We start from the raw sequence: 22,421 nt of genomic DNA on the forward strand, positions 1-22,421 counted from the left end.
GATGAAGCTGAAGACCAAGATTCATCTGTATACAACAATATCGCTATTGATTTTATTAATTTTGGTTCATACCGCAGTCTATCTCATTTTTTCGTCCGCGCTGACATCAAAGGATGCGTCCCGGCTTGCAGATGAGACGGATAACATTGCAGAAGCGCTGCATGCTGCTGAAACAGAAGGAGTCGCTTTGCAGGACATGCTACAGGCCTATCTTCCGGCAAACGGCATGGTCCGTGTAGTGAATGGTGATCAAAAAGCCGTCATGACCATGACAAAAGAAAAAGCATATAAAGATGTTCCTCTCGCTTTTCATAGCGGTGAAACGGCAGATGTAAGGAAACATGACGGCAAACTGTTTGCTGAAGCTGCTGTTCCGGTTATTTGGACCGATGGGCAAGTGGTATCTCTTCAGCTGGTTGAAAGGCTGGAGAACACAGAAGAGAGTCTGTTTCTGCTGAAAATCATCTTAATCGCTGCAAGCGCTGCTGTCTGTATCGCTTCTTTTTTTGCGGGAAGCTTGCTCGCCCGCCGTATCATCAATCCGATCAGACGATTAATGATGACGATGAAAGACATACAGCGGGAGAAAGCATTCAAAACGATTTCCTTGGAAGGACAGTCGCACGACGAGTTATATGAAATGGGGCTGACATTTAATGAGATGGCGATGATGCTGAAAGAGCATTACGATAAACAGCAGCAGTTCATTCAAGATGCTTCACACGAATTGAAAACCCCGCTCACGATTATAGAAAGCTACAGCAGCCTAATGAAGCGGTGGGGGGCAAAAAAGCCGGAAGTGCTTGAGGAATCGATAGAAGCCATTCACTCAGAAGCGGTGCATATGAAAAAACTAACCAATCAGCTTCTGGCGCTGGCAAAAAGCCATAAAGGAATTGAGCTTGATCTGAAAACAATCGATCTTGTTGAAGTATCGCGTGCCGTCATGCAAATGCTCCAGCCCGTCTATCAGCGTGACATTTTGCTTGAAACAGATAAAGAGAGCCTGCTTGTAACAGCTGATGAAGAACGCATCAAGCAGCTGCTGACCATTTTGCTTGATAATGCAATAAAGTATAGTGAAAAAACCATTGTGATGTCAGCCGGAACGAGGAATGGACGCCCGTTTCTGTCTGTGAGAGATGAAGGCATCGGAATACCTGAGGAGCATATCCCGCACCTGTTCGAACGGTTCTATCGGGCGGATGAGGCACGAAACAGAAAAACAGGCGGAACGGGTTTAGGCCTTTCTATTGCAAAGCAAATCGCCGATGAGCACGGCATTGAGCTGTCTGTAAAAAGCAAGCCGGGACAAGGAACAGCTGTCACCATGCAATTCAGAGAACAGGATGGGGGAGGCCGATGAACAAAACAATAAAAGCAGTATCTGCTGCGGCAGCAGCGGTTTTGGCCGTCATCATCTGTACGTTTCTCATCATTCGGCAAACCCATGATGACGTCCTGTCAAAGGAGGCTGTCGTAAAAAAAGTCGAAGCCTCTTATCAAGGTGAGATCACGAAAGTAACGCAATCAAAGGATAAAAAAACATATCACATGACCCTTGAAAATCCAAAGGGAACTTATTTTATAAAAGCTGACGCAAAATCGGCTGACATTCTTTCAATGAACAGAGTAAAAGCGATGAATCCATCTGCCATGACAGAAAAAGAAGCCGAGCATCTCGCGCTCGAGCGGGTGCCGGGAACCGTCAAAAAACAAACAAAACGAAATCGTGTTGCGACATATACCATTCAAAAAGAAGATGGAGAAACATACGAAGTGAAGGTAGACATGCAGGCAAAAGCAGTCGTGTCTGCTGATCGAATCAGCGGTGAAGCTCAACAAAAAACACCGATTACGAAAAAAGAAGCCAAAATAATTGCTGAGCGAGAAACGGGCGGGACAGCGGATGACGCAGAGCTCGAAAAAAGTGAGGGCACTCTCATCTTTGAAGTGGATGTTGACCTTCCGGATGAAAAAGAAGCGACTGTGAAAATAAATGCCTACACCGGAAAGGTTGCAAACATTGTGTATGAAGACTGACGGTTTCTCATCAAATTCTCATCTTTCTCTCGTTTTCCTTTCATGTTGAGTGTGTAAACTGTACTCATACAAAACAAAGGAGGAATCACATATGCTTAAGAAAAGATGGATGGTTGGTCTTTTAGCAGGGTGTTTAGCGGCTGGCGGATTCAGCTACAACGCGTTTGCAAAAGAAAATAATGAAAACACACAGCCTGCTTCTTCCAAAACTGGTGCACTCACTGAACAGGAAGCAGAATCAATAGCCAAAACGGTTATTAACGGCACAGTGGACGACATCGACAGAGACATTTACAACGGCAAAGAAGTTTATGAAGTGGAGATTGAAAAAGACGGTGAAGACTACGACGTTTATGTAGATGTCAATACAAAACAAGCGCTCAATGACCCGTTAAAAGAGAAAGCAGAACAAGTTTCCATCACAAAAGAAGAAGCTGAAAAAATTGCCTTAAAGCAAACAAATGGAACCGTAACGGAAAGCAAGCTTGACGAAGACGACGGTGCTTACATCTACGAAATTGAGATCCAAACGAAACAAGGAACTGAGGCAGAATTTGAAATTTCTGCAAAGGATGGACGTATCATCAAGCAGGAGATAGACGACTAATCAAAACCCCGCAACAGCGGGGTTTTTTCATGATAAGAAACCTTCTTTTGGACAATCTATGTAGAAAAGGAGGCGAAAAACGCATGGAAAAGAAAGAGGAGCAATACATCAATCAGGCTGAATATGTCCCTCATCCGACGAAGGAGGGAGAGTACGCTTTATTTCTTCATGAAACATATCATTTGCTCTCTGAAGATGACGAAACGCAAACAACAGAATAAGGGCTTATGCCCTTATTTTGTTCCGTAATTGTGATGAAAGCGCATTAATTACTTTTTTGAGTTGACACAGCTTGTTTTTTTCTGTAATCTCAGTGTGTCAATTCAATTATGAACTTCGTTAGGTGAGGCTCCTGTATGGAGATACGCTGCTGCCCAAAAATGTCCAAAGACGCCAATGGGTCAACAGAAATCATCGACATAAGGTGATTTTTAACGCAGCTGGATGATTAAATCCTATGCCATACAGTGCTAAAGCTCTACGATTTGAAGGCGCCCGCACGCTTTTTTGCCGTGCTTCTTTCCCCTTCAATCCCGAAGGCTTTTTTTATGCCTTTAAAACGAAACTAATCAAAGGAGGTGCGGAGTATGGATTCTCCCCATTCGAGTCAATCTGAAGAAGTACCCATATACTATGACAGCAAGACAATTGATTACACGATGAGGAGACGATCTGCCGCACCTTCCGAGGCCGGCACGTCTCCGTAGAGGAGGTACGAGTCCCGATGGTTCAAAACATGACCTATGACGAACTCATTTTACGCATCATTATTTTATTGCGAGACGGGAAAATCAGGGATTTCAGAAGCGTGATTGATGAGCTTCAGCCCTATGATATGGCATTTATTTTTAAGGAAATGCCGGAAAAACACCGCGCCCGCTATTTATCTTATTTAACTGTAGATGATATCACTGATATGATCGGGGAGCTGGAACGCGAATATCAGCTTGCCGTCTTAAATAAAGTTGGAAAAACAAAAGCAACACTGGCGATGAACAAAATGGACAACGATGACCTCGCTCAATTGCTTGAAGAAATGGACGAGGAACTGAAGGAACAGCTTCTGTCCAGCATGGAAGCGTCAGAATCAAAAGCTGTACAGCTTTTGATGAATTATCCGGCCGATTCGGCGGGACGCATGATGACAAACCGGTTTGTGTGGATTCCGCAGCATTACACGGTAAAAGACGCGGTCGTCAAACTGAAAAGCTTTGCTGAAATAGCTGAATCAATCAACTACTTATATGTCATCAATGAAAGCAAACAGCTGGTAGGCGTACTATCCTACCGCGATTTGATTCTGGGCGAACCTGAAGAAAAGGTGCAGGATTTAATGTTTACCCGTGTCATATCAGCAGACGCTCTTCAGGATCAGGAAGAAGTTGCCCGCCTGATTGAACGTTACGATTTCTTGGCGATCCCGGTTGTAGAAGAAAACAACGTGCTTGTCGGCATTGTAACAGTCGATGATATTATCGACGTCGTCATTCGGGAAGCTGATGAGGATTACGAAAAATTTGCCGCTTCCGGTAAAGACATCACCTTTGACACAAAGGCTTACGTGGCGGCATACCGACGCCTGCCATGGCTGATTTTGCTCTTATTTATCGGGCTGATTTCAGGAAGCATTATCAGTTATTTTGAAGATGCGCTGCAGCAGGTTGTCGCGCTGGCGTTTTTCATGCCGATGGTATCGGGGATGACAGGAAATACGGGAACACAATCCCTCGCGGTTGTCATCAGAGGGTTGTCTAAAGAAGAATTGAACAAAAAAACGATTGTACGCCTGATCTTCCGGGAGTTCAGAACAAGTATTTATATCGGAGCGGTTTGTTCGGTGCTGATTGCAATTGTTTCTATCTTATGGCAGGGGAACGCGCTGCTGGGATTTGTTGTCGCTTCTTCACTGTTCTTTACGTTAATTATCGGCACGATGTCAGGAACAATTATCCCTATTATTTTGCACAAGCTGAAAGTAGACCCTGCGATCGCTTCAGGACCGCTGATTACAACGTTAAACGATATTTTGTCTTTGTTAATTTACTTTGGCATTGCCACTGCATTCATACACTCATTATAAAAGTAAAAAGTCCGTCTCAATTGCGAGTCGGACTTTTATCATTTAACGGTTTTTGTACCGAAAGTGAGCATTAAGCTGCCCCTCCAGCATTTTTTTTCGCACTTGCGGATCGTTTTTTAACATTTGCTCTTTTTTTCGCATATCTTTTAAAATCTCTGCTGTCTGTACGCCGTCCTCACGCTTATTGGCAATATCCATCAGCCGCTCCACATCGGCAAAAGAGTATTTTCTCGTTCCCCTTGAAGAACGCTGCGGGTAAATGAGCTTTCGTTCCTCATAATACCTGATCTGTCTTACGGACAATCCTGTCAATTCACTCACAATCCCGATTGAAATCACTTTTTTGTCTTTATAAGAATGATCTTCTGTGGCCATTTTTCCACCCCTGGATGTCTTTTAATAATAGTATATAAAAAACAAAGCGAAAAAACCTGACGCTTGTCATATTTTCTAACATCAAATAGAAGATTTTTGAAAAAACACGGAAGAAAAATTAACAAGAATAATGCGTAACACACAAATGCGTTTTATCCTTTATGTAACGAATAACTGAGGAGGAAGGATAATCATGGAGGAAGAAAAAGCGGTCTCACTGGCAAAAGAAATTATAGAGTTGGATATCAAGCGTGATGAAATGCTGGAGACGTTTATGCAGCTTGCCGGAGAACATGCTTTTCAATTATTACGATCAGTTCAAAACGGACTTTACCGAAAATCCTCGTAGATATAAATTCTTTACATTAGATTCATACCACGTTCATTTAAAAAGAGTATCTTGTGTATAGGATACCTCAAAATGAAGGAGGACGCTATGAGTAATTTATTGAAATCTGCTTTAGAAAAAGAACGAAGCCATTATTCTGAAAAACTCTGTCAAATTGGAGTTTATAATAAAGAGGTCATGAACAAAATGACGATTTCTGAACTTCGGAAGGAATATGCTTATTTCTTTCGCAACATTCAAAATCACAAAAAATATCCTTATACAAGATAATGTATAAGGATTTTTTTTGCTTTTAGAAGGAATTTCTCGAATTATAGCGAATACGTATAGTAAGGGACTGAACTCTTATTATATGTAAGGGTTTTCATTATTTTTTTATAAAAATCCTATATACGAGGTAGATATGATGAGATTATCGTTTAACGAAGAAGAAGTTGAGCGTGCGATGAATTTGTACAGAGTTTTTGCAAGGGCTTTCAAAAGTGTGTCTGAACATAGTATCCGTGATAGCAAAGAGCACGGCTTTAATCCCACTGAATTTGCTGTACTGGAGCTCCTGTACACAAGAGGCCCGCAAAAATTACAGCAAATTGGGTCGAGACTTCTGCTTGTGAGCGGAAACGTCACATATGTTATTGACAAATTAGAAAGAAACGGGTTTTTAGTAAGGGAGCAGGACCCGAAAGACAAACGCTCCGTTTACGCGCATTTAACTGACAAGGGAAATGAGTATTTGGATAAAATTTATCCAATTCATGCAATGCGTATTGCGAGAGCGTTTTCAGGCCTTTCGCCTGATGAACAGGATCAGCTGATCGTCCTGCTGAAAAAAGCAGGCATCCACAGCCAGCATTTGCTGTTTCGTTAACTACTCTACACTCTCTGTTTCAGGGAGTGTTTTTTTGTTTCATATGATTCTTTTTAAAACATCTTCCATCTTCCAGTCAGCTATTTCGCCAAGATATCCATTGACATGTTTTTCATATTCTTTCACCTGTTCATTCGATTGAAAAAATGCCGCAATACGCTCCTCTGCTTCCTGCATGTCCCAGTTTCTCATATCGGTGACAAGCTTCCTTTCCTTTAGAAGGTTTAAATTCATTTCCTCCTGTCCCGGCAGCGAATGATAAATAAATACCGGAAGCCGTTTCTGTAAGCATTCGCTGATGGTCACGCCTCCGGGTTTTGTCATGATGCCAGCGGCTTGATCGTATAAACGATTCATCTCTGCTTTGCTGTGAAGGTAGGGAATCGCCTCAATAAAAGGGTGGCGTAAACTTTTGACATAGCAGTAGAGCTTTTCGTTCCTGCCGCATAATATTTTGTATAAGATGTTTCCGCCTGGCGACAGATCCTGAACCCATTTTAAAATCCCCCCGACCCCCATACTGCCGCCTGTGATGATGATGGTGTATGGCGGATGATGCTGGCCAGTGTCTGCTGATCCCATTTCAAACATCCGGTGAACGGGAATGCCGGTCAAGTATATGTTTTTCTGATCGATTCCTTCAGACATGAGCTGCTTCTTGACATCCATAATAGGAACAAAATGGTGATCAATGTTCTCCCGTCCCCATAATTGATTCACAAAAAAATCAGTGTACACATTTACAACCTTCATATTCGGATATTCCGGCTTTAACCGGTTCAGCAGATAAGAAGGCAGCGCGTGTGTGCAGAATGCGACATCAGGCTGTTTTTCTTTGAGGATGTGCCTCATTTGTTGTGTGAACAGCCATTCGTACATGGTATAGCGTTTGTCATTCTGATATTGTCCGCAGGCGAGGAGCCTGTAAATGCTGCTGTACGTTTTCGGGAAATATTGAATCCATTTTAAATACGCCTCAGAGGACAGTTTTTCTAACCGTCTATACGTATGGGAAAAGATATCAATTTTCTCAGCTGTCAGCCCTTGAGACTCCAGTTCAGCCTGAAGGGCATCTGCAACATGGTGATGTCCGGTGGAGATGCTTAAAAAAGGGAAAATGAGAATGTTTTTCATAATGGTCCTCCTTAAAAAATATGGCAACTATATTTTGGGGAGAACGTTCACAAAATATAAGGGTGTTTTTGATCATAAGGAAGGTGAAGAGATGAAAACCTGTTTCCTTTCCATTTGGAGAATGGTTGACCCGATTTATTTCTTTTTTTCAAGACTGACCTTGATTGACAAAGATCGAAAAAGCGTCTTACGAGTCAGGCTGACGAAGTACAAAGGACATCATGTCGTACTGAGCGACGGAACGCATATTAGAAAAAATGATGTACTCGTTAAAATCCACTTGCACAACATTAAGCTGGTCAGGGAACTGCAAAGCATTGATAGCGCAGTCAGAAAGGGAATCATTATCTATCAAAAAGTGTATCAATCGATGCCGATTCTTTTGGATTACATCAATAATCATAAAAAAACTGAAAAAATTAAAGGGGTTGTGGGCATTACAATGCTTGACAAAGGTGTGGAAAGACTCGGCTTTGATGTGGTCACCCCGGTCAATCCTTTTTACAGGTGCTTTAAAAAGATCACCCATATGCCGATTTCATATCTCACTTCAAAGCCGGCGAGCTTGCGGCATTTACCGAATACATCCTATTTGTTTATTTCGAAAGAAAAGCTTCAGAAAACCTATCAAAAAAAAGACTGATGCCTTGGTCAGCACAGTCTTTTTTGATTAAATCTGATGAAATGTCACTTCAGGACGGCTTCCGACACGGATATTCACACCGGTTTGTCCTAAGCCTTCACTGATATAAAACGGTTTATCATGGTGATAATGTAGGCCTTTCACCATGTTCATGCGCACAAGCTTGCCCATTTTCACCAAATGGTACGGTTTTGGCCAGTGAATTTGCCCGCCGTGAAAATGACCTGAAAGCAGGTAATCATAATGAACATCTTTCATGTCCAGAATAATGTTTGGATCATGGGTTAATACAAGATGATAGCCGTTTTCTAAATTTTGATAAGAGCCGGTAATATTGCTGCGATTCGTGCTGTAATCATCAATGCCGATAATATTGACAGGCCCTGCTGCCGTCTCGATTTGAACATGTTCATTTTGCAGTGTGATACAGCCGTTTTCCTCTAAAACATGTTTCAATCTCTGAAAGTCATTTTCTTTCAATACATAATCGTGGTTACCGAACACCGCGTACATTCCATATGCAGGCTTCAGCTTTTGCAATGCGTTCAGGTAACCTGCCAGCTTCGGAATATTACGTTTCCGATCTAGAAAATCCCCGGTAAGCGCAATGATGTCCACAGGCTGATTTTTTGTTAAATGATACAGCTCTTCAGGTGAAACAGAAATGTTTTCTAAGTGAAGATCTGATAAATGAAGGATATTTAATTTTTTTCTGGCTGACAGGCCGTCTTTTTGATCGATTGAAATGGTGTTGACCTTAACATCTTTTGTATTGCGTTTCGCTTTATATATAAATGGCACAGATACGAGTATGGCCAATGAAAGTAAGATTGTAAACAAAATATATCCCCTCCCCTCCTATCAGTATAGTAAGTAATCGAGCCTTATGGATAGCGGGAATTAATGGGTAAGAGACAGGTTGAAAAACGGATTGTCATCTGATGAATGTTTTGGAAAGGAAAAGGGATAATAAATTTTGACACATGAGGCAGAACATGCCGGATATGGAGTCAGAATAACAGATGGATGTGTAAGCGATGTTACGATTAATGAGACAACACAAAAAAGAAACATATTATCTCTGGATCGCATTATTTCTCCTTTTACTGTATGTATCCCCGCTTTTTATTTTGAAGGAAGATGCCCATATTCGCGTTCATGACAATTTAGATTCCAATATCGCTTGGTACAAGGTGCTGGCAGATAGCGGAGAAATTATCGGCAAGGTTGACGCGGCCATTCCGCAAATCATTAACGGGCTGCCGCGGGATGCCTTTGGCACTGAGTTGAGCGGAATTGTTTGGCTGCATGCTTTCTTTTCTTCCATGACTGCCTATGCAATAAGCCAGACGATTACAAGGGTTGTCGCTTTTTTTGGAATGTATGTGCTGCTGAAGAAGCATGTGGTCCCGGAGCCAAAGGCGGCTTTCATCCGAATTGGCGTATCGCTGGCATTTGCCTTAACACCTTTTTGGCCTTCGGGAATGCTGAGTACGCTTGGATATCCTTTGGCACTGTGGGCTTTTTTGAATATCCGAAAAGGGGATATCTCATGGAGAGAGTGGCTGACGCTCGGTTTGCTTCCTTTATATTCAAGCTTTGTCTTAGGCTTCTTCTTTTTCTTGGCAGGAATGGCGTGCTTCTGGCTGTATGATGCTATCACAAAAAGAAGATTGAACCTGATTTTTTTAGGCAGTATAGCATTTATGACGAGTATTTATCTTTTCGTTGAATATCGGCTTGTCTATTCGATGCTGTTCTCGCATGCACCGATGCATCGGATTGAATTTATTTCATCCAGACATGATGTTTGGCATTCTCTTCGTCTATCTGTAAAAAACTTTGTTTATGGACATAATCATGTGATGACCGTTCATACCGTTGTCATCCTTCCGATCCTGCTGCTCGTATTTGCAGCTGTGTTATTCAAGCGAAATCGGACAAAGTTAGAAAATGTTTACCTGTTTTTATGTGTACTTAATTACGGACTGTCATTATGGTATGCGTTTTGGTTCAACAAAATATGGGCAGTGCCAAAGCAGAAATTTGCCTTTTTAGCCGAATTTAATTTTGCCCGTTTTCATTTTCTGCGGCCGCTTGTCATATACGTGAGCTTTGCACTTGCTTTATATCTCATTTGGCGGATGGGAAGAGGGTGGAAATGGCTTGTATATGCCGCGGTCGCTGCACAGCTGATGGTGTTGGCGCCTTTTAATGAAGAATATACGTATGGCGTACACTATAATGCCCCGACATTCCGGGAGTTTTATGCATCCGAGCAATTCAAAGAAATTAAGGAATATATCGGGCGTCCGCAAGATTCGTACAGGGTGGCAAGCATCGGACTGCATCCGTCTATCGCCCAATATAACGGGTTTTACACGTTAGATACGTATAACAATCTGTACCCGCTCTCATATAAATATGAATTTAGGAAAATCATCGAAAAAGAGCTTGAAAAAAACGCTCGCCTGAAACAATATTTTGATGAATGGGGCAGCCGCTGCTACCTTTTCGTTGATGAACTCGGTAAGCGATATGATTTTAAAAAGAACTCGAAGAAAACGATTAACAATCTACAATTAAATACAGATGTATTTAAAAAAATGGGCGGGCGTTATATTTTTTCTTCAGTTCCGATCAAGAATGCGGATCAAAACCGTCTCGCGCTCGTTAAGACATTTGACCATCAAGATTCCGCCTGGCGCATTTATTTATATGAAACCAGATAAGGAGGATATCGATTGAAACAGTCACAGCCAGTATTAACCATCGTCGTTCCGTGTTTCAATGAAGAGGAAGTGTTTCAAGAGACAAGCCGTCAGCTGACAGAGGTTGTAGACAGCTTAATTGAAGAAAAGTTAATCGCTGAAGACAGTAAAATTCTGTTTGTCGATGATGGCAGCAAGGACCGCACCTGGGCTTTGATTGCTATGGAGAGTATAAGAAACAAGAAGGTTACGGGCTTAAAATTAGCCTGCAATGTCGGCCACCAAAAAGCGCTTTTAGCCGGGCTGCATAAAGCAAAGAACAGGTCAGACTGCGTCATTTCCATTGATGCTGATCTTCAGGACGACATCTCTGTGATCCGTGATTTTATGCTGAAATATCATGAGGGCTGCGAGATCGTTTACGGTGTCCGCCGCAGTAGGAAAACCGACACCTTTTTTTAGCGTACGACCGCTTTAGGATTTTATCGACTCATGAATAAGCTTGGGATTAAATTAATTTATAATCATGCTGATTTTCGTTTAATGAATAAAAGATCGCTTGAAGAGCTTGAGCGCTATCCGGAAGCAAATCTGTTTTTAAGAGGCATTATTCCCATGATCGGCTTTAGATCAGCCGAAGTCTTGTATGACCGTAAGGAACGCTTTGCCGGTAAAACGAAATATCCCCTCAAAAAAATGCTATCATTTGCTTTTAACGGGATTACATCGTTCAGTGTCGCGCCGATTCGATTCTTTACGCTTTTAGGTTTTGTCTTATTTTTCCTCAGCGCTGTGGCAGGGGTTGGCGCATTTATTCAAAAGCTGCTCGGCCATACAAATGCGGGCTGGGCGTCGCTCATCATTTCCATTTGGTTTTTGGGCGGGCTGCAATTAATGGGAATCGGGATCATCGGAGAGTATATTGGAACGATTTTTTCCGAAGTGAAAAGTCGGCCGAAGTATGCGATTGATATCGATTTGTATAATGAGCCGCTAAGTCCGCTCCAGCGCCAGGAAAAAGAGCGGTTAGAAAAAAAGTACAGTTGAATGGAAAGAGCTGACTTTATTGGTCAGCTCTTTTGTCGTGTTGATAGGTGCTAATGGCTTAGGCGTCCTGCCCGCGCAAACTTCACACTTTCTGTGAAAGTCAGCTCTTTTTCTTCAACTGATGCAAAATGGCGCTAAGAGGTTCGTCTTGCGGGTTACGGTAAAAATCAAAAAATGGGCAGCCCTGTTTCTTAATCCGATCAACTACAGTATCAATTGTAAACATAGCGGGTGTTAAGGATGTTTGTACTTCGTGCCAATAGAGCGGTGCCGCGACAGTGCCAAGCTCGTTTCCTCTTGTTGAATAAGGACAGATAATCGTTTTTCCTTCTGCATGTTGCAAATAATCCAGATACAATTTGCCGTGCCTGTTTTTAATCAAGCGTTCTGTTGTAAATAGCTCGGGAAATGCATTGGTGCAGTACTCAGCGATTAGCTGTGTAAACTGTCGTGTTTCTTCATACGTAAATGCCTCATGGGACAAGGGAATGTAAAGCTGGATGCCCTTGTTGCCGGACAGCTTCGGATACGATGTGATGCCGAAGGAGTCAAACAGCCGCTTCAGTTCATTTGCAGCCTGTACAGCCATGAGAAAGTCATCTCGTGAAGGCGGGTCCAAATCAATAACAATCTCAGCCGGACGCCTGCTTTGAATGGTTTGAAAAGGGACATGAAGCTCCAAAGCAAGCTGGTTGGCAAGCCATAATAAAGTGGACATATCCTCACAGACAATATGTTCATGGCTTCCGTCATAGAAAGATTGAACAAAATCCGGCGCATAGTCCGGTTTATTTTTTTGGAAAAACGACTCGCTCCTTGATCCATGCGGATAACGGATGACGGTGACAGCACGGTTTTTTAGAAATGGGAACAGGTAGTCACTGACTTCAATCATGTACTGAATAAAATCTTCTTTTGTTTTTTTATTCTTTTCAAATATGATTTTATCCAAGCTAGTGAACTGAAGATCTGGATGAACCGGTTTGGAATGGCGTATGACCTGAGCATACGTGCATTCTGTCCAGTCCATATGGAATTCAAAACTGACAAACGATACCTCTCTTAACGTGCCTTGGAGAATCGTTAAGTATTGAACGGATGCACAAATTGATGGTTCAAGCGTATATTCGCCTGAAGGTGTTTGATGTCCGTGTTGTTCCATAATCTTGCGTATGGCGTTTTTTTCCTCATCGCGCATCCCGTGTGAGACAGAGGCAACCGGCGTCATTACGCCGTTTTTTAACACAGACACCGTCAGAAATCCATTGTTTGGGTTGAACCCTGTTATACAAACATAAGCTTGTTTAAAGTTTTTATATTTAAGCCAATCGGAGGACCGCTTCTTTTCGAGCCATTTGCTGTTTGTTTTCTTCGCTACAATTCCTTCTCCATCATATTTCGTAACCATCTCCCAAACCGGTTCAAAATGGTCATAGCAGGGAATATACTGAATGGTCTCCTTTGCGTAAGGGTCTGGAGATACAGGGAGCTTTGCCGCAGACATGAGATCGTACAGCGATTTTTTCCTATCCAGATACGAAAGAGACGATACATCTTCTCCTTGGCGCTCTAACAGATCAAAGGCAAGAAAGCAGCACGGACGCACGTTTGCCGATTCCTGAATCTTATCTGGCCTTTTTAATCGTCCCCGCACCTGAATGTGTTCAAAATCTGAACGGCAACGGTTCACCAAAAATACAATCTCGCCATCAAATGTCAGCGGAAGATCTTTTTCCATATACTGAAAGGCGGTTTTGGCGAACTGTGTGATTTCAGGGAAGGAACTGGTAAGCTCCAAGCCATTTCTGCTGGTTAAGGTCACACCTGCTGAATGGATGCGGAGAATACAGCGGTACCCGTCATATTTTACTTCGTACCGCCATTCTGCTCCTATTGGCGGTGACGAAGTAAGGACGGGCTGCATGGTAAACGCCATAGGCTATGACGTACCGGAGGCTTTTTTTCTAGTCGTTTTTCGTTTTTTATCTCCGGCTCCTTTCGGTTCAGCGGCTTGTGCTGGTTCGGCTGCCGGGGTTTCCCCGTTCGGCTTTCTGGTGCGGTCGATGCTGGCTTGCAGGGCGCTGACCAGGTCAATGACATCTTCACGAGGAGGCGCTTTATCAGGAGTGACGGCTGTTTCTTTATTTTCAAGCTTGTCGTTGACTCTTTGCAGCAGGGCGTGCCGGTACGTATCCTCATATTTCTCCGGCTCAAACTCAGCAGTCAGCTCATCTATTAATGTGATAGCGGTTTGCAGTTCCTTATCGTTGACATTCGATTGATCCGGTACACCTGGGACATGGGCAGCGCTTCTGACTTCATCCGGATAATGGATAGACTCCATAACGATACAATTTTCATAAACACGGAGAATGGCTAGCTGCTGCTTCGATCTGATTGTCATATTGGCGATGCCGATCTTTCCGGTTGATCGCAGTGCCTCACGCAGCAGGGTATAGGCTTTCGTGCCGTTATCCCCGGGTCCGACAAAGTAGGAGCGGTTAAAATAAATCGGGTCAATTTCCTGAAGCTGGACAAAATCAACAATTTCAACCGCTTTCTCCTCATGCTCCTGTTTTAAGCTTTTTAAATCTTCGTCCGTCAGCACCACATATTTTCCTTTTACATATTCATATCCCTTCACAATTTCATCAGGGCTGAGTGTTTTTTCACAATTCGTGCAAATTTTTTCGTATTTAATTGGCGCGTGATCCTCTTTATGAAGGCTGCGCAGCTTAATGTCTTTATCTTCTGTGGCCGCATATAGCTTGATGGGGATGTTTACTAATCCGAAACTGATAGAGCCCTTCCACATTGTATGCATGTCGATAAACCCCTTTTTTTCTTTAGTGTGAAGAGGAGGGGTATGATTCATGTGTAGTAACTTATGGGTAAAAAAACAGCCGGCACTGTTATTGCGGCGGCTGTTCTAGAATCAATTGTTCGAGTTGTTCCGGCGGTATCGGCCTGCTGAAAAAGAAGCCTTGTAAATGATCACAGCCTTTTTCGTAAAGAAGCTGTTTTTGGGCTGAATTTTCCACGCCTTCAGCAATCACCTGCAACGACAGCTGGTGTCCCATGGCAATAATGGCCCCGGTAATTTGCTCTGATTTCGGGTGGGTCTGAATATCGTCGATAAATGATTTGTCAATTTTTAGCCTATGAATCGGAAAATCCTTCAAATAGCTAAGGGAGCTGTGTCCCGTTCCGAAATCGTCAATACTGATTCTGATACCTAATTCCGTTAAAGACGACAAAACCTTCTTGGAGTGATCAAGATTGTCCATTGTCATGCTTTCTGTCACTTCCACTTCAAGAAGCTGCGGAGGGAGCTGGTATTTATCAAGCGTGTCCTTGATCAGGGGAATCAGATCTTCAGATTGAAATTGTCTGGCGGAAATATTAATGGCGACAGAAAGGTCATAGCCTTTGTCATACCAAACCCTTGCCTGCTTGCATGCTTCATCTATAATCCACTTTCCGATATCAATTATGAGTCCCGTTTCTTCAGCAACACCGATGAATTCCCCGGGCGGACGCAGCTGCCCGTCGGGTGTGACAAGGCGTATCAGCGCTTCTGCACCTGTCATTTTTTGGTCTTTTGCACTGAATTGCGGCTGATAGTGCAAGACAAATCGATTGTTTTCGATTGCTTCTCTAAGCATCATTTCTTGGTTAAGCTTGACGGTTTCTTTGTTGCCGATCGAAAAAGAATAGTATCTGTATTTGCTCTTGTTTCGTTCTTTAGCGGCATACATCGCCATATCAGCCTTTTTCATCAATTCAAGACCGTCCGTCCCGTCTTTCGGTGATATGGCAATCCCGATACTGACAGATATGACAAGCGTGTGATCCTGGATTTTGAAAGGGTTTTTGAATTTTTGGATAATTTTTCTTGCTAAAACGTCTGCTTCGCCTGTTCCGATATTGACGTCCGTCAATATGATAATAAATTCATCTCCGCCAAGACGAGCGATAAATCCATTATCAGGGACAATAGATGACAGGCGTTTAGCTGCTAGCTGAAGCAGCTGATCGCCGATATTATGTCCTAAAGCATCGTTAATCACTTTAAACCGGTTTAAGTCCAGAAAGAATACTACGGTGTTATAATTCAAGGTGCACTCGCGCCTCAGCACCTCAGTTAAGTGTGAGATGGCATGCCGTCTGTTAGGTAAATCTGTAAGTGAATCATAATGTGCCATTTTATGGATTTCTTTTTCTGCTCTGTACTGCTTTGTCATGTCTTTGCAAATGACATAAATGCTATCCAGCTCTTGATTGACCTCAACAGGTATGAGCGTAATATTTAAGTGAAACTGGCCTTTTTCAGTGATAAGATCGCTATCGCTGTTAATCGCTTGTTTATCTTTTTTAACTTGCTCAAAAAGGCGCTGAATCTTTTGTGATGTATAATGTCTCCAATCGCGCATGCTAAAGCCGAATTTGCTGATCATATCCTCGCCAGCATGATTGGATGATATAATGTCTCCTTCTAATGACAAAATAAAGATCGCATCAATATTGTGGACAATTAAAGACTGAAACCTCTGCTCGTTATCCTTTATGCGTTCGCTCTGTTTTATAAACTTTCGGTCAGCATGGGAACTGAATAATAATAATGTTTGTATACAGAAAATAATTAACGTAACAAAAATCGACCAATGAAACGTTTGCACCTCCACATGGCTTCCGGGCGGTCCCATGTCCTCGTGGAAAGTTGCCGCAAGCATACCTGTATAGTGCATGCCTGCAATCCCCATACCCATTACAATTGAACTGATAACTTTATAAAACATCAGATGATCGGAATGTTTTTTTAAGGCCAAGTCAAAGAATATTTTTAACGAGACGAAAGATGACGCAATCGCAATGATAATGGACGCTGTAAAAAGAATCGGTTCGTAATTAATCATTACCCGGGAAATGGCAGACATTCCGATATAGTGCATAGATGCTATAGATGCGCCAAGCACAACTGAGCCTGTGAGCAGTCTGTAATATGTAAGAATGTGCCGGCTGACAAAATATAACGACACAAATGATCCGGAAACAGCTGCGCCAATGGATGCAATTAAAGGCATGAATTCATATTGCATCGGCATCTCCATATGGACGGCCATCATCCCCACAAAATGCATTGACCAAATACCGAATCCCATAATAAGTGAGCCGCCGATCAGCCACACTATGCTTTTTAAACCTGTATAGATAGTAACTTTCCTTGACAGTTCAAGGGAAATGTACGATGCGGCACAGGCAATAAGAATAGATAAACATATAAGCGTCGTATTATATGTAACGTGTATTTCCAAGTGGAGATTCCCCCCGTGTCGTGAGTTCCAGTCTTGTTGACTCTCTATATTATCGGCTGCTTAACCGCAGAGTTTCAGCCTATAAGACCATAGAAATACGGTAAAATCCATTTTTAGTTCAGCTGACCGTGAAAAATGTGTTAAAATCATGTTGACGTTTGCCGAAAAAACTTAAATGCATTATACATAAATAAGGGGAAGTGATGGCTATAGAAGAGCTGGTTATGTCATGGATAGAAGCATTTAAAAGCTTATCTTATGTTGGAATATTTCTTGCGCTCTGTATTGAGTTTATTCCTGCTGAAATCGTCCTGCCGCTTGCAGGTTATTGGGTCTCTAAAGGTGATATGACACTTTTTGGCGCTGTTTTGGCGGGATCGCTTGGAGGAGTGGCCGGCCCGCTTACGCTGTATTGGATAGGCCGGTACGGAGGAAGGCCGTTTCTTGAACGTTTCGGAAAGTACCTCTTTATTAAGCCTGAAGCGCTTGATAAGTCGGATGAATTTTTCAAAAAGCATGGGGGATTTGTAGCCTTCAGCGGCCGTTTCTTGCCAGGCATCCGGACATTGATCTCCATACCGTGCGGAATTGCAAAAATGAACGTATGGGTGTTTTCGCTTTATACGTTCATCGCGATGCTGCCGATTACATTTGTATATGTTTATCTCGGTGTGAAGCTCGGTGAAAATTGGAAGGAAGTCGGCTCTATTCTCGATCAATATATGCTTCCTGTTGGGATAGCGATTTTGGCGCTGTTCCTGCTCTACTTGCTGATAAAAAAGAGGAAGAAACGCACGCAATCCGAACATTTATCTGTATTTTTAAAAAATAAACGTTGACAAAGTATCGCGCTGCGCATATCATTGACGTATAATATCATATTTCTTGAAATCCCAAAGGGGAGTAGCGTCCGGAATGTTTTCCGGAAACAAAGTCGTCATTTCATGGATTGCGATATCCATCGGCTTTGTTGGCATGCCTGAATTCATGTCTAGCAAGACCTTTGCCTTATGTCGGCAAAGGTCTTTTTTGCATGGTCCGGCCGGCATAAGATCGGATGAAGAGAAAGAAAACAACTTTTTTGGGAGGGTATCATTTATGGATGCAGCATTATTATTAGAGTATGGTTGGGTTCTTCTCGTCTTGATCGGCCTGGAAGGGATTTTAGCCGCCGATAACGCGCTGGTTATGGCGGTAATGGTAAAACATTTGCCGGAGGAAAAAAGAAAAAAGGCGTTATTTTATGGATTGGCAGGGGCTTTTGTTCTGCGGTTTGGCTCTTTGTTCGCAATTTCTTTTTTGGTCAACGTTTGGCAGGTTCAAGCGATTGGCGCGATCTACTTGCTGTATATCTCAGCAAGCCATTTATTGAAAAGATATGTGTTTAAGAAAGAAGACACGCATAAAGAGACGAAGCAAAGTGGTTTTTGGCCGACTGTTTTAAAAGTTGAACTGGCAGATATTGCTTTTGCGGTCGATTCCATCTTAGCGGCAGTCGCGCTGGCGGTTACGCTTCCTGGAACATCGCTTCCAAAGATTGGCGGACTAGACGGAGGACAATTTATGGTCATTTTGGCCGGAGGTATCATCGGCCTGGTGATCATGCGGTTTGCAGCTTCAATGTTTGTAAAGTTATTAAAGGAACGTCCAAGCCTAGAAACAGCGGCCTTTGTGATTGTCGGCTGGGTCGGAGTGAAGCTTGCTTTATATACACTTGCCCATCACGACATAGCAGTTGTTTCTGAACACTTTATCCATTCTGGAACATGGAAGCTCATATTCTGGGGTGTCTTAGCGGCAATCGCGATTTGCGGCTGGTTCATGTCAGGTGGAAAAAAACAGCCGGAGGGCGTACAAAACGAACAAAAAAACAGCAGCCGAGAACAGGCGTAATTTGAAAGACTCTGCTTAAAAAGCAGAGTCTTTTCATGTTTGAAGCGTTTTCAGGGGCGAAATAAAATAACATTTTTATAACAGCATTGTTACAAAAAACACGTATAAAACCCCCTTAATTCTCTAGAAAGGCACGAAATCATGTATAGTACGTCGGAATGGTTTGTCACAATTGAGACATTGGAAATCAATATTTCTTTTTCTCCTTTGCGAATCCCTATCAAATTAGCTATCATTAATGAGTAGTTATAGGGAGGAACTGAGGTGAAACCAGTGCTTAGCCTTTTGTTTAAATTGGGAAAAAAGAAGCAAACGCTTGAAAAAACGGTTGAAAGTATACAAAAAGGCAATAAAGATCTGCAAAATGAATTAATACAGCAATATAAGCCATTTATCGCAAAGACGGTTTCATCCGTTTGTAAACGATATATAGATGAAAAAGACGATGAGTTCAGCATCGGACTGATCGCATTTAATGAAGCTATTGAAAAATACTCACCTGAAAAAGGCAATTCTCTGCTCGCATTTGCTGAGCTAATCATAAAAAGAAAAGTCATTGATTACATTCGAAAAGAAGCCAGAAGCGCACAAAATATCAATATCGATTTACAGGAAGGAGACGATCAGGAGTCATCACAAAACCTGATTGAAGCCGAGCTTTCCATTGATGAATACCGCCGTCAGGTTGAACAGGAGCAGAGGCGGGAGGAAATCCTCTATTTTCAAAAGCAACTCAAAGATTATGGTTTGTCATTTAAAGAGCTGCTTGAAAACTCTCCAAAGCATGCTGACGCTAGGCAAAACGCCATAAAGGTGGCAATGACTCTTGTTGAACATGAAGAATTGGCCGCTATTCTGTATACAAAGAAACAGCTTCCGGTGAAACAGCTAGAACAGCTTGTCTCTGTAAGCCGAAAAACGATTGAGAGAAACAGAAAATATATTATTGCGATGTGTATTATTATTACAGGTGATTATATTTATTTAAAAGATTATCTTAAAGGGGTGCTGCACTCATGAGAAGAGGGATTATAGTAGAGAAAAATAGAAAATTCGTCACGTTGCTGACCCCTGACGGACAATTTTTAAAAGCCAAAAATGATCGCCGCAGCTATGAAATCGGAGAAGAAATTATGCTTCCAAGTGAATCACGCATGGGCAGAAGGGCCAGCTTTTTTGATTTTTTAAAACTGCGCCCTTTCAAAATGGGGATTGTTACGATGACTGCTATTATGCTTTTTATTTTTATAGTTCTCCCCGTTTTTTCTAATAATAAGGCCTATGCGTATATGACAATCGATATCAATCCAAGCTTCGAAATGGCGTTAAACAGCGATTACGAAGTGATTGAACTGACGCCTCTAAACGATGAGGGAAAGAAGGTCGTGAATGATATAGATGATTGGGAGAAGACTGATTTTAAAAAGGTGATTGACGATATTATAACCGACTGCAGCGAGCACGGTTATGTAAAGAAATCGAAAGAAATATTGATTTCCACTGTTTATGAAAATACGGAAGATAATACATATAAAAAAGCTGTGAAAAAACAGCTGAATGATGTGACGGAAAAATATAAAACGACATACCGCATGGAATCACTCGAGTCAGATATGCAGACGAGGGAAAAAGCGAAGAAGGAAGGCGTTTCAACGGGCAGCTACATCAAATCAAATGAAAAGAATGACAATAAAGACTCAAAAGATGACTCCAGCGATCCATCCGTGGAAGAGGATCAAAAGAGTGGCGGAAATGAGAATGAAAATATTGATCAAACTGACCCCCAGGACGGTAAACAAGAAGATAATGAACAGCTGGATGATACCGATTCCGGAGACCAGAAAGAAGATAAACCGGATGAACAGAGTAATGATAGTGAAAAAGATAAAAATGTAAAGGAATCAGATGAAAACACAAATGCCGAAAAAGATGGGGATCATGAGCAAACCCCAACACAAGCTCCTCAAGATAAAGGAAATGAAGACAATCGCACTGAAAAGGGGCAAAGCCAATATCACAGGGACTGGAATAACGGTGAACAAGGCAGGAACCGTTCTTCGTCCAGCAGGGATAACGCTTCTGACCGCCGTAATCCAAACGGCTACAGCAGTGATAATCATTCAGCTCAAACTGAAGATTCGCCGAGTGACCCCGGCGAATAAAGACCTGAATTTATTTAGTTGTGCCATTTAATTGTGATTGTGCTTGCTGTACCAGCCGCTTTGTCATTTCCCCGCCTACAGAGCCGTTAGCGCGTGCGACTGTATCAGAACCAAGGTTCACACCGAATTCTTGAGCCACTTCGAGTTTAAATTGGTCTAATGCCTGCTCCACCCCTGGAACAACGAGTTTATTTCTGCTCGCCATCTTTTTCATCTCCTTTTTTTATAAAGAAATTCTTAACGCGTACTTAGTTTGAAATGTACGGGGTTTATTTATGCTGGCAATTGTTGTGGATCTTTAGAAACCCCCGGCCTCCGAGCCGGGGGTAACGCAGACTATAAAATGTCTGCTGTCATTTTATGTGCGGTTGCCTGAATATGGAACGTCAAAATGGAGAGGACTGTAATGGCGATAATCTGTCTGATTTTAAGCCATTGGCTGTCATTCAGTTCTTCAAAACGGTGGCGGAGACGCTCTGTCTCCTGTTCGACGATCTCCTGCAGATTCGATTCTTTCATAGAAGGTGTGTCTTGGTGATGAACGGCATCAAGTACATATGCACAGCTTTCATAATAAGCAATCGGGCTGATGACATCATCGGTTCTGTCTGAGATTGTGTTAAAGGCCACTTTTAAAATAGCCCGTATGTGTTCAAAGTCATAAATGGATTTTAAATCACGTACAATTAAAAGAATAACTGCCTGTTCAACTGAGTATTTTTTGCCCAGCTCAGGGTGTCCGATCAAATCCTTGATATCACGCTTTACCCAGTTTTGAATTGCAGTGGACTTTAACGAAGTTAGCTCGCATAGGTTGCCAAGCTCTACGATTTCGTTTGTAGAAAGGCCGTATTCTTTTCTCTGTTTTTTTCGTTCGTATCTTGTAAGAAATTCAGGAATTTCAAGATGATTGGCTGCTTTTTCTGCCGACATGTTCGCTGATTGGACGAGAATGTCGAGCGGGCTTATTTCTCCTTGTCCTTTTAGGGAATAGAGCAGCCGCACCATATCGGTTCGAGTGAGTTTAAAAATGTTCATTGTTCACCTCTTTTTAAACAATTTGACGCGGAATATAAGTCTATGTATGAGTTCAAAATTGAAGCGCCAGCAATTACATTAACATCATACGTCGAATTCCTTGCATTTTCAAATGGATGATTTATAATTTAAGTATACAGGTTCCTTTGAACTTAA

The 22,421-nt window shown here is 42.2% G+C and carries 21 protein-coding genes, 2 pseudogenes and 1 riboswitch; of the genes and pseudogenes, 15 read left to right on the forward strand and 8 right to left on the reverse strand.

Features of this window, described 5'->3' with window-relative positions; translation table 11 throughout:
- Position 1 precedes the first annotated feature (1 nt).
- The 5 genes from ykoH to mgtE all read left to right on the forward strand — a co-directional run bounded on the left by ykoH (position 2) and on the right by mgtE (position 4,730).
- Positions 2–1,366 (forward strand): two-component system sensor histidine kinase YkoH, encoded by a 1,365-nt coding sequence (gene ykoH / locus AC4CV5_RS07730; protein ID WP_166853441.1) that lies wholly within the window; start codon positions 2–4, stop codon positions 1,364–1,366.
- On the forward strand, positions 1,363–2,043 hold the full coding sequence (locus tag AC4CV5_RS07735; RefSeq protein ID WP_490922397.1) for a PepSY domain-containing protein: 681 nt from the start codon (positions 1,363–1,365) through the stop codon (positions 2,041–2,043). The genes ykoH and AC4CV5_RS07735 overlap by 4 nt, the downstream gene beginning before the upstream one ends.
- Before the next feature lie 91 nt (positions 2,044–2,134).
- Positions 2,135–2,650, forward strand: a complete 516-nt coding sequence (locus AC4CV5_RS07740) for a PepSY domain-containing protein (RefSeq protein WP_166853437.1) — start codon at positions 2,135–2,137, stop codon at positions 2,648–2,650.
- 83 nt (positions 2,651–2,733) lie between these two features.
- Positions 2,734–2,871: a transcriptional regulator SplA domain-containing protein gene (locus AC4CV5_RS07745; RefSeq protein ID WP_003218541.1), complete on the forward strand. Its 138-nt coding sequence runs from the start codon at positions 2,734–2,736 to the stop codon at positions 2,869–2,871.
- Between the two features lie 107 nt (positions 2,872–2,978).
- Positions 2,979–3,147: riboswitch (M-box (ykoK) riboswitch) on the forward strand.
- Between the two features lie 227 nt (positions 3,148–3,374).
- Positions 3,375–4,730: a magnesium transporter gene (gene mgtE, locus AC4CV5_RS07750; protein ID WP_166853435.1), complete on the forward strand. Its 1,356-nt coding sequence runs from the start codon at positions 3,375–3,377 to the stop codon at positions 4,728–4,730.
- 42 nt (positions 4,731–4,772) lie between these two features.
- On the opposite strand, the gene AC4CV5_RS07755 is transcribed toward mgtE, so the two are convergent.
- Positions 4,773–5,105: a MerR family transcriptional regulator gene (locus tag AC4CV5_RS07755; RefSeq protein ID WP_003218544.1), complete on the reverse strand. Its 333-nt coding sequence runs from the start codon at positions 5,103–5,105 to the stop codon at positions 4,773–4,775.
- Between the two features lie 193 nt (positions 5,106–5,298).
- Here AC4CV5_RS07755 and AC4CV5_RS07760 point away from each other — a divergent pair, with 193 nt between their 5' ends.
- From AC4CV5_RS07760 to AC4CV5_RS07770, 3 genes are all read left to right on the forward strand, one after another.
- A complete protein-coding gene (locus AC4CV5_RS07760; RefSeq protein ID WP_003218545.1) occupies positions 5,299–5,454 on the forward strand; it encodes a hypothetical protein in 156 nt (51 codons plus the stop codon).
- A gap of 87 nt (positions 5,455–5,541) precedes the next feature.
- Positions 5,542–5,724: a stress protein gene (locus tag AC4CV5_RS07765; RefSeq protein ID WP_166853433.1), complete on the forward strand. Its 183-nt coding sequence runs from the start codon at positions 5,542–5,544 to the stop codon at positions 5,722–5,724.
- A 133-nt stretch (positions 5,725–5,857) separates the two neighbouring features.
- Positions 5,858–6,322, forward strand: coding sequence for a MarR family winged helix-turn-helix transcriptional regulator (locus AC4CV5_RS07770; RefSeq protein WP_166853431.1), 465 nt, complete (start codon positions 5,858–5,860; stop codon positions 6,320–6,322).
- 19 nt (positions 6,323–6,341) lie between these two features.
- Here the strand turns inward: AC4CV5_RS07770 and AC4CV5_RS07775 are convergent.
- Positions 6,342–7,456, reverse strand: a pseudogene (locus AC4CV5_RS07775) (MGDG synthase family glycosyltransferase).
- A gap of 91 nt (positions 7,457–7,547) precedes the next feature.
- On the opposite strand from AC4CV5_RS07775, the gene AC4CV5_RS07780 reads away from it, so the two are divergent.
- The gene (locus AC4CV5_RS07780; protein WP_490922399.1) at positions 7,548–8,099 is read left to right on the forward strand and encodes a YkoP family protein; all 552 of its coding nucleotides are present in this window, start codon (positions 7,548–7,550) and stop codon (positions 8,097–8,099) included.
- 27 nt (positions 8,100–8,126) lie between these two features.
- Here AC4CV5_RS07780 and AC4CV5_RS07785 read toward each other — a convergent pair whose 3' ends face one another.
- Positions 8,127–8,939, reverse strand: coding sequence for a metallophosphoesterase (locus AC4CV5_RS07785; protein ID WP_490922401.1), 813 nt, complete (start codon positions 8,937–8,939; stop codon positions 8,127–8,129).
- A gap of 197 nt (positions 8,940–9,136) precedes the next feature.
- Here AC4CV5_RS07785 and AC4CV5_RS07790 point away from each other — a divergent pair, with 197 nt between their 5' ends.
- A complete protein-coding gene (locus tag AC4CV5_RS07790; RefSeq protein ID WP_248602661.1) occupies positions 9,137–10,831 on the forward strand; it encodes a DUF6044 family protein in 1,695 nt (564 codons plus the stop codon).
- Between the two features lie 12 nt (positions 10,832–10,843).
- Positions 10,844–11,857: pseudogene (locus AC4CV5_RS07795) on the forward strand (glycosyltransferase family 2 protein).
- A gap of 100 nt (positions 11,858–11,957) precedes the next feature.
- Here the strand turns inward: AC4CV5_RS07795 and AC4CV5_RS07800 are convergent.
- The 3 genes from AC4CV5_RS07800 to AC4CV5_RS07810 form a co-directional block, all read right to left on the reverse strand.
- Entirely contained in the window at positions 11,958–13,793 is a 1,836-nt protein-coding gene (locus AC4CV5_RS07800; protein ID WP_490922403.1) for a DNA ligase D, read from the reverse strand.
- A gap of 3 nt (positions 13,794–13,796) precedes the next feature.
- The gene (gene ku / locus AC4CV5_RS07805) at positions 13,797–14,681 is read right to left on the reverse strand and encodes a non-homologous end joining protein Ku (protein ID WP_446680243.1); all 885 of its coding nucleotides are present in this window, start codon (positions 14,679–14,681) and stop codon (positions 13,797–13,799) included.
- A gap of 88 nt (positions 14,682–14,769) precedes the next feature.
- Positions 14,770–17,172 carry a putative bifunctional diguanylate cyclase/phosphodiesterase gene (locus AC4CV5_RS07810; protein ID WP_490922405.1) on the reverse strand — a complete coding sequence of 801 codons (2,403 nt, stop codon included), beginning with the start codon at positions 17,170–17,172 and terminating at the stop codon, positions 14,770–14,772.
- 203 nt (positions 17,173–17,375) lie between these two features.
- On the opposite strand from AC4CV5_RS07810, the gene AC4CV5_RS07815 reads away from it, so the two are divergent.
- From AC4CV5_RS07815 to AC4CV5_RS07830, 4 genes are all read left to right on the forward strand, one after another.
- Positions 17,376–18,011, forward strand: a complete 636-nt coding sequence (locus tag AC4CV5_RS07815; RefSeq protein ID WP_166853414.1) for a DedA family protein — start codon at positions 17,376–17,378, stop codon at positions 18,009–18,011.
- A gap of 259 nt (positions 18,012–18,270) precedes the next feature.
- Positions 18,271–19,065, forward strand: a complete 795-nt coding sequence (locus AC4CV5_RS07820; protein WP_490922407.1) for a TerC family protein — start codon at positions 18,271–18,273, stop codon at positions 19,063–19,065.
- Positions 19,066–19,329: 264 nt separating this feature from the next.
- Positions 19,330–20,085, forward strand: a complete 756-nt coding sequence (gene sigI / locus AC4CV5_RS07825; RefSeq protein ID WP_490922409.1) for an RNA polymerase sigma factor SigI — start codon at positions 19,330–19,332, stop codon at positions 20,083–20,085.
- Positions 20,082–21,227, forward strand: a complete 1,146-nt coding sequence (locus AC4CV5_RS07830; RefSeq protein WP_166853409.1) for an anti-sigma factor domain-containing protein — start codon at positions 20,082–20,084, stop codon at positions 21,225–21,227. Before sigI ends, AC4CV5_RS07830 begins: the two co-directional genes overlap by 4 nt.
- A 10-nt stretch (positions 21,228–21,237) precedes the next feature.
- On the opposite strand, the gene sspD is transcribed toward AC4CV5_RS07830, so the two are convergent.
- The gene (sspD, locus tag AC4CV5_RS07835; protein ID WP_003218568.1) at positions 21,238–21,432 is read right to left on the reverse strand and encodes an acid-soluble spore protein SspD; all 195 of its coding nucleotides are present in this window, start codon (positions 21,430–21,432) and stop codon (positions 21,238–21,240) included.
- A gap of 131 nt (positions 21,433–21,563) precedes the next feature.
- The gene (gene htpK, locus AC4CV5_RS07840; protein ID WP_166853407.1) at positions 21,564–22,265 is read right to left on the reverse strand and encodes a transcriptional regulator HtpK; all 702 of its coding nucleotides are present in this window, start codon (positions 22,263–22,265) and stop codon (positions 21,564–21,566) included.
- Between the last annotated feature and the right edge of the window lie 156 nt (positions 22,266–22,421).

The organism is Bacillus sp. NS1 (genome assembly GCF_058248265.1).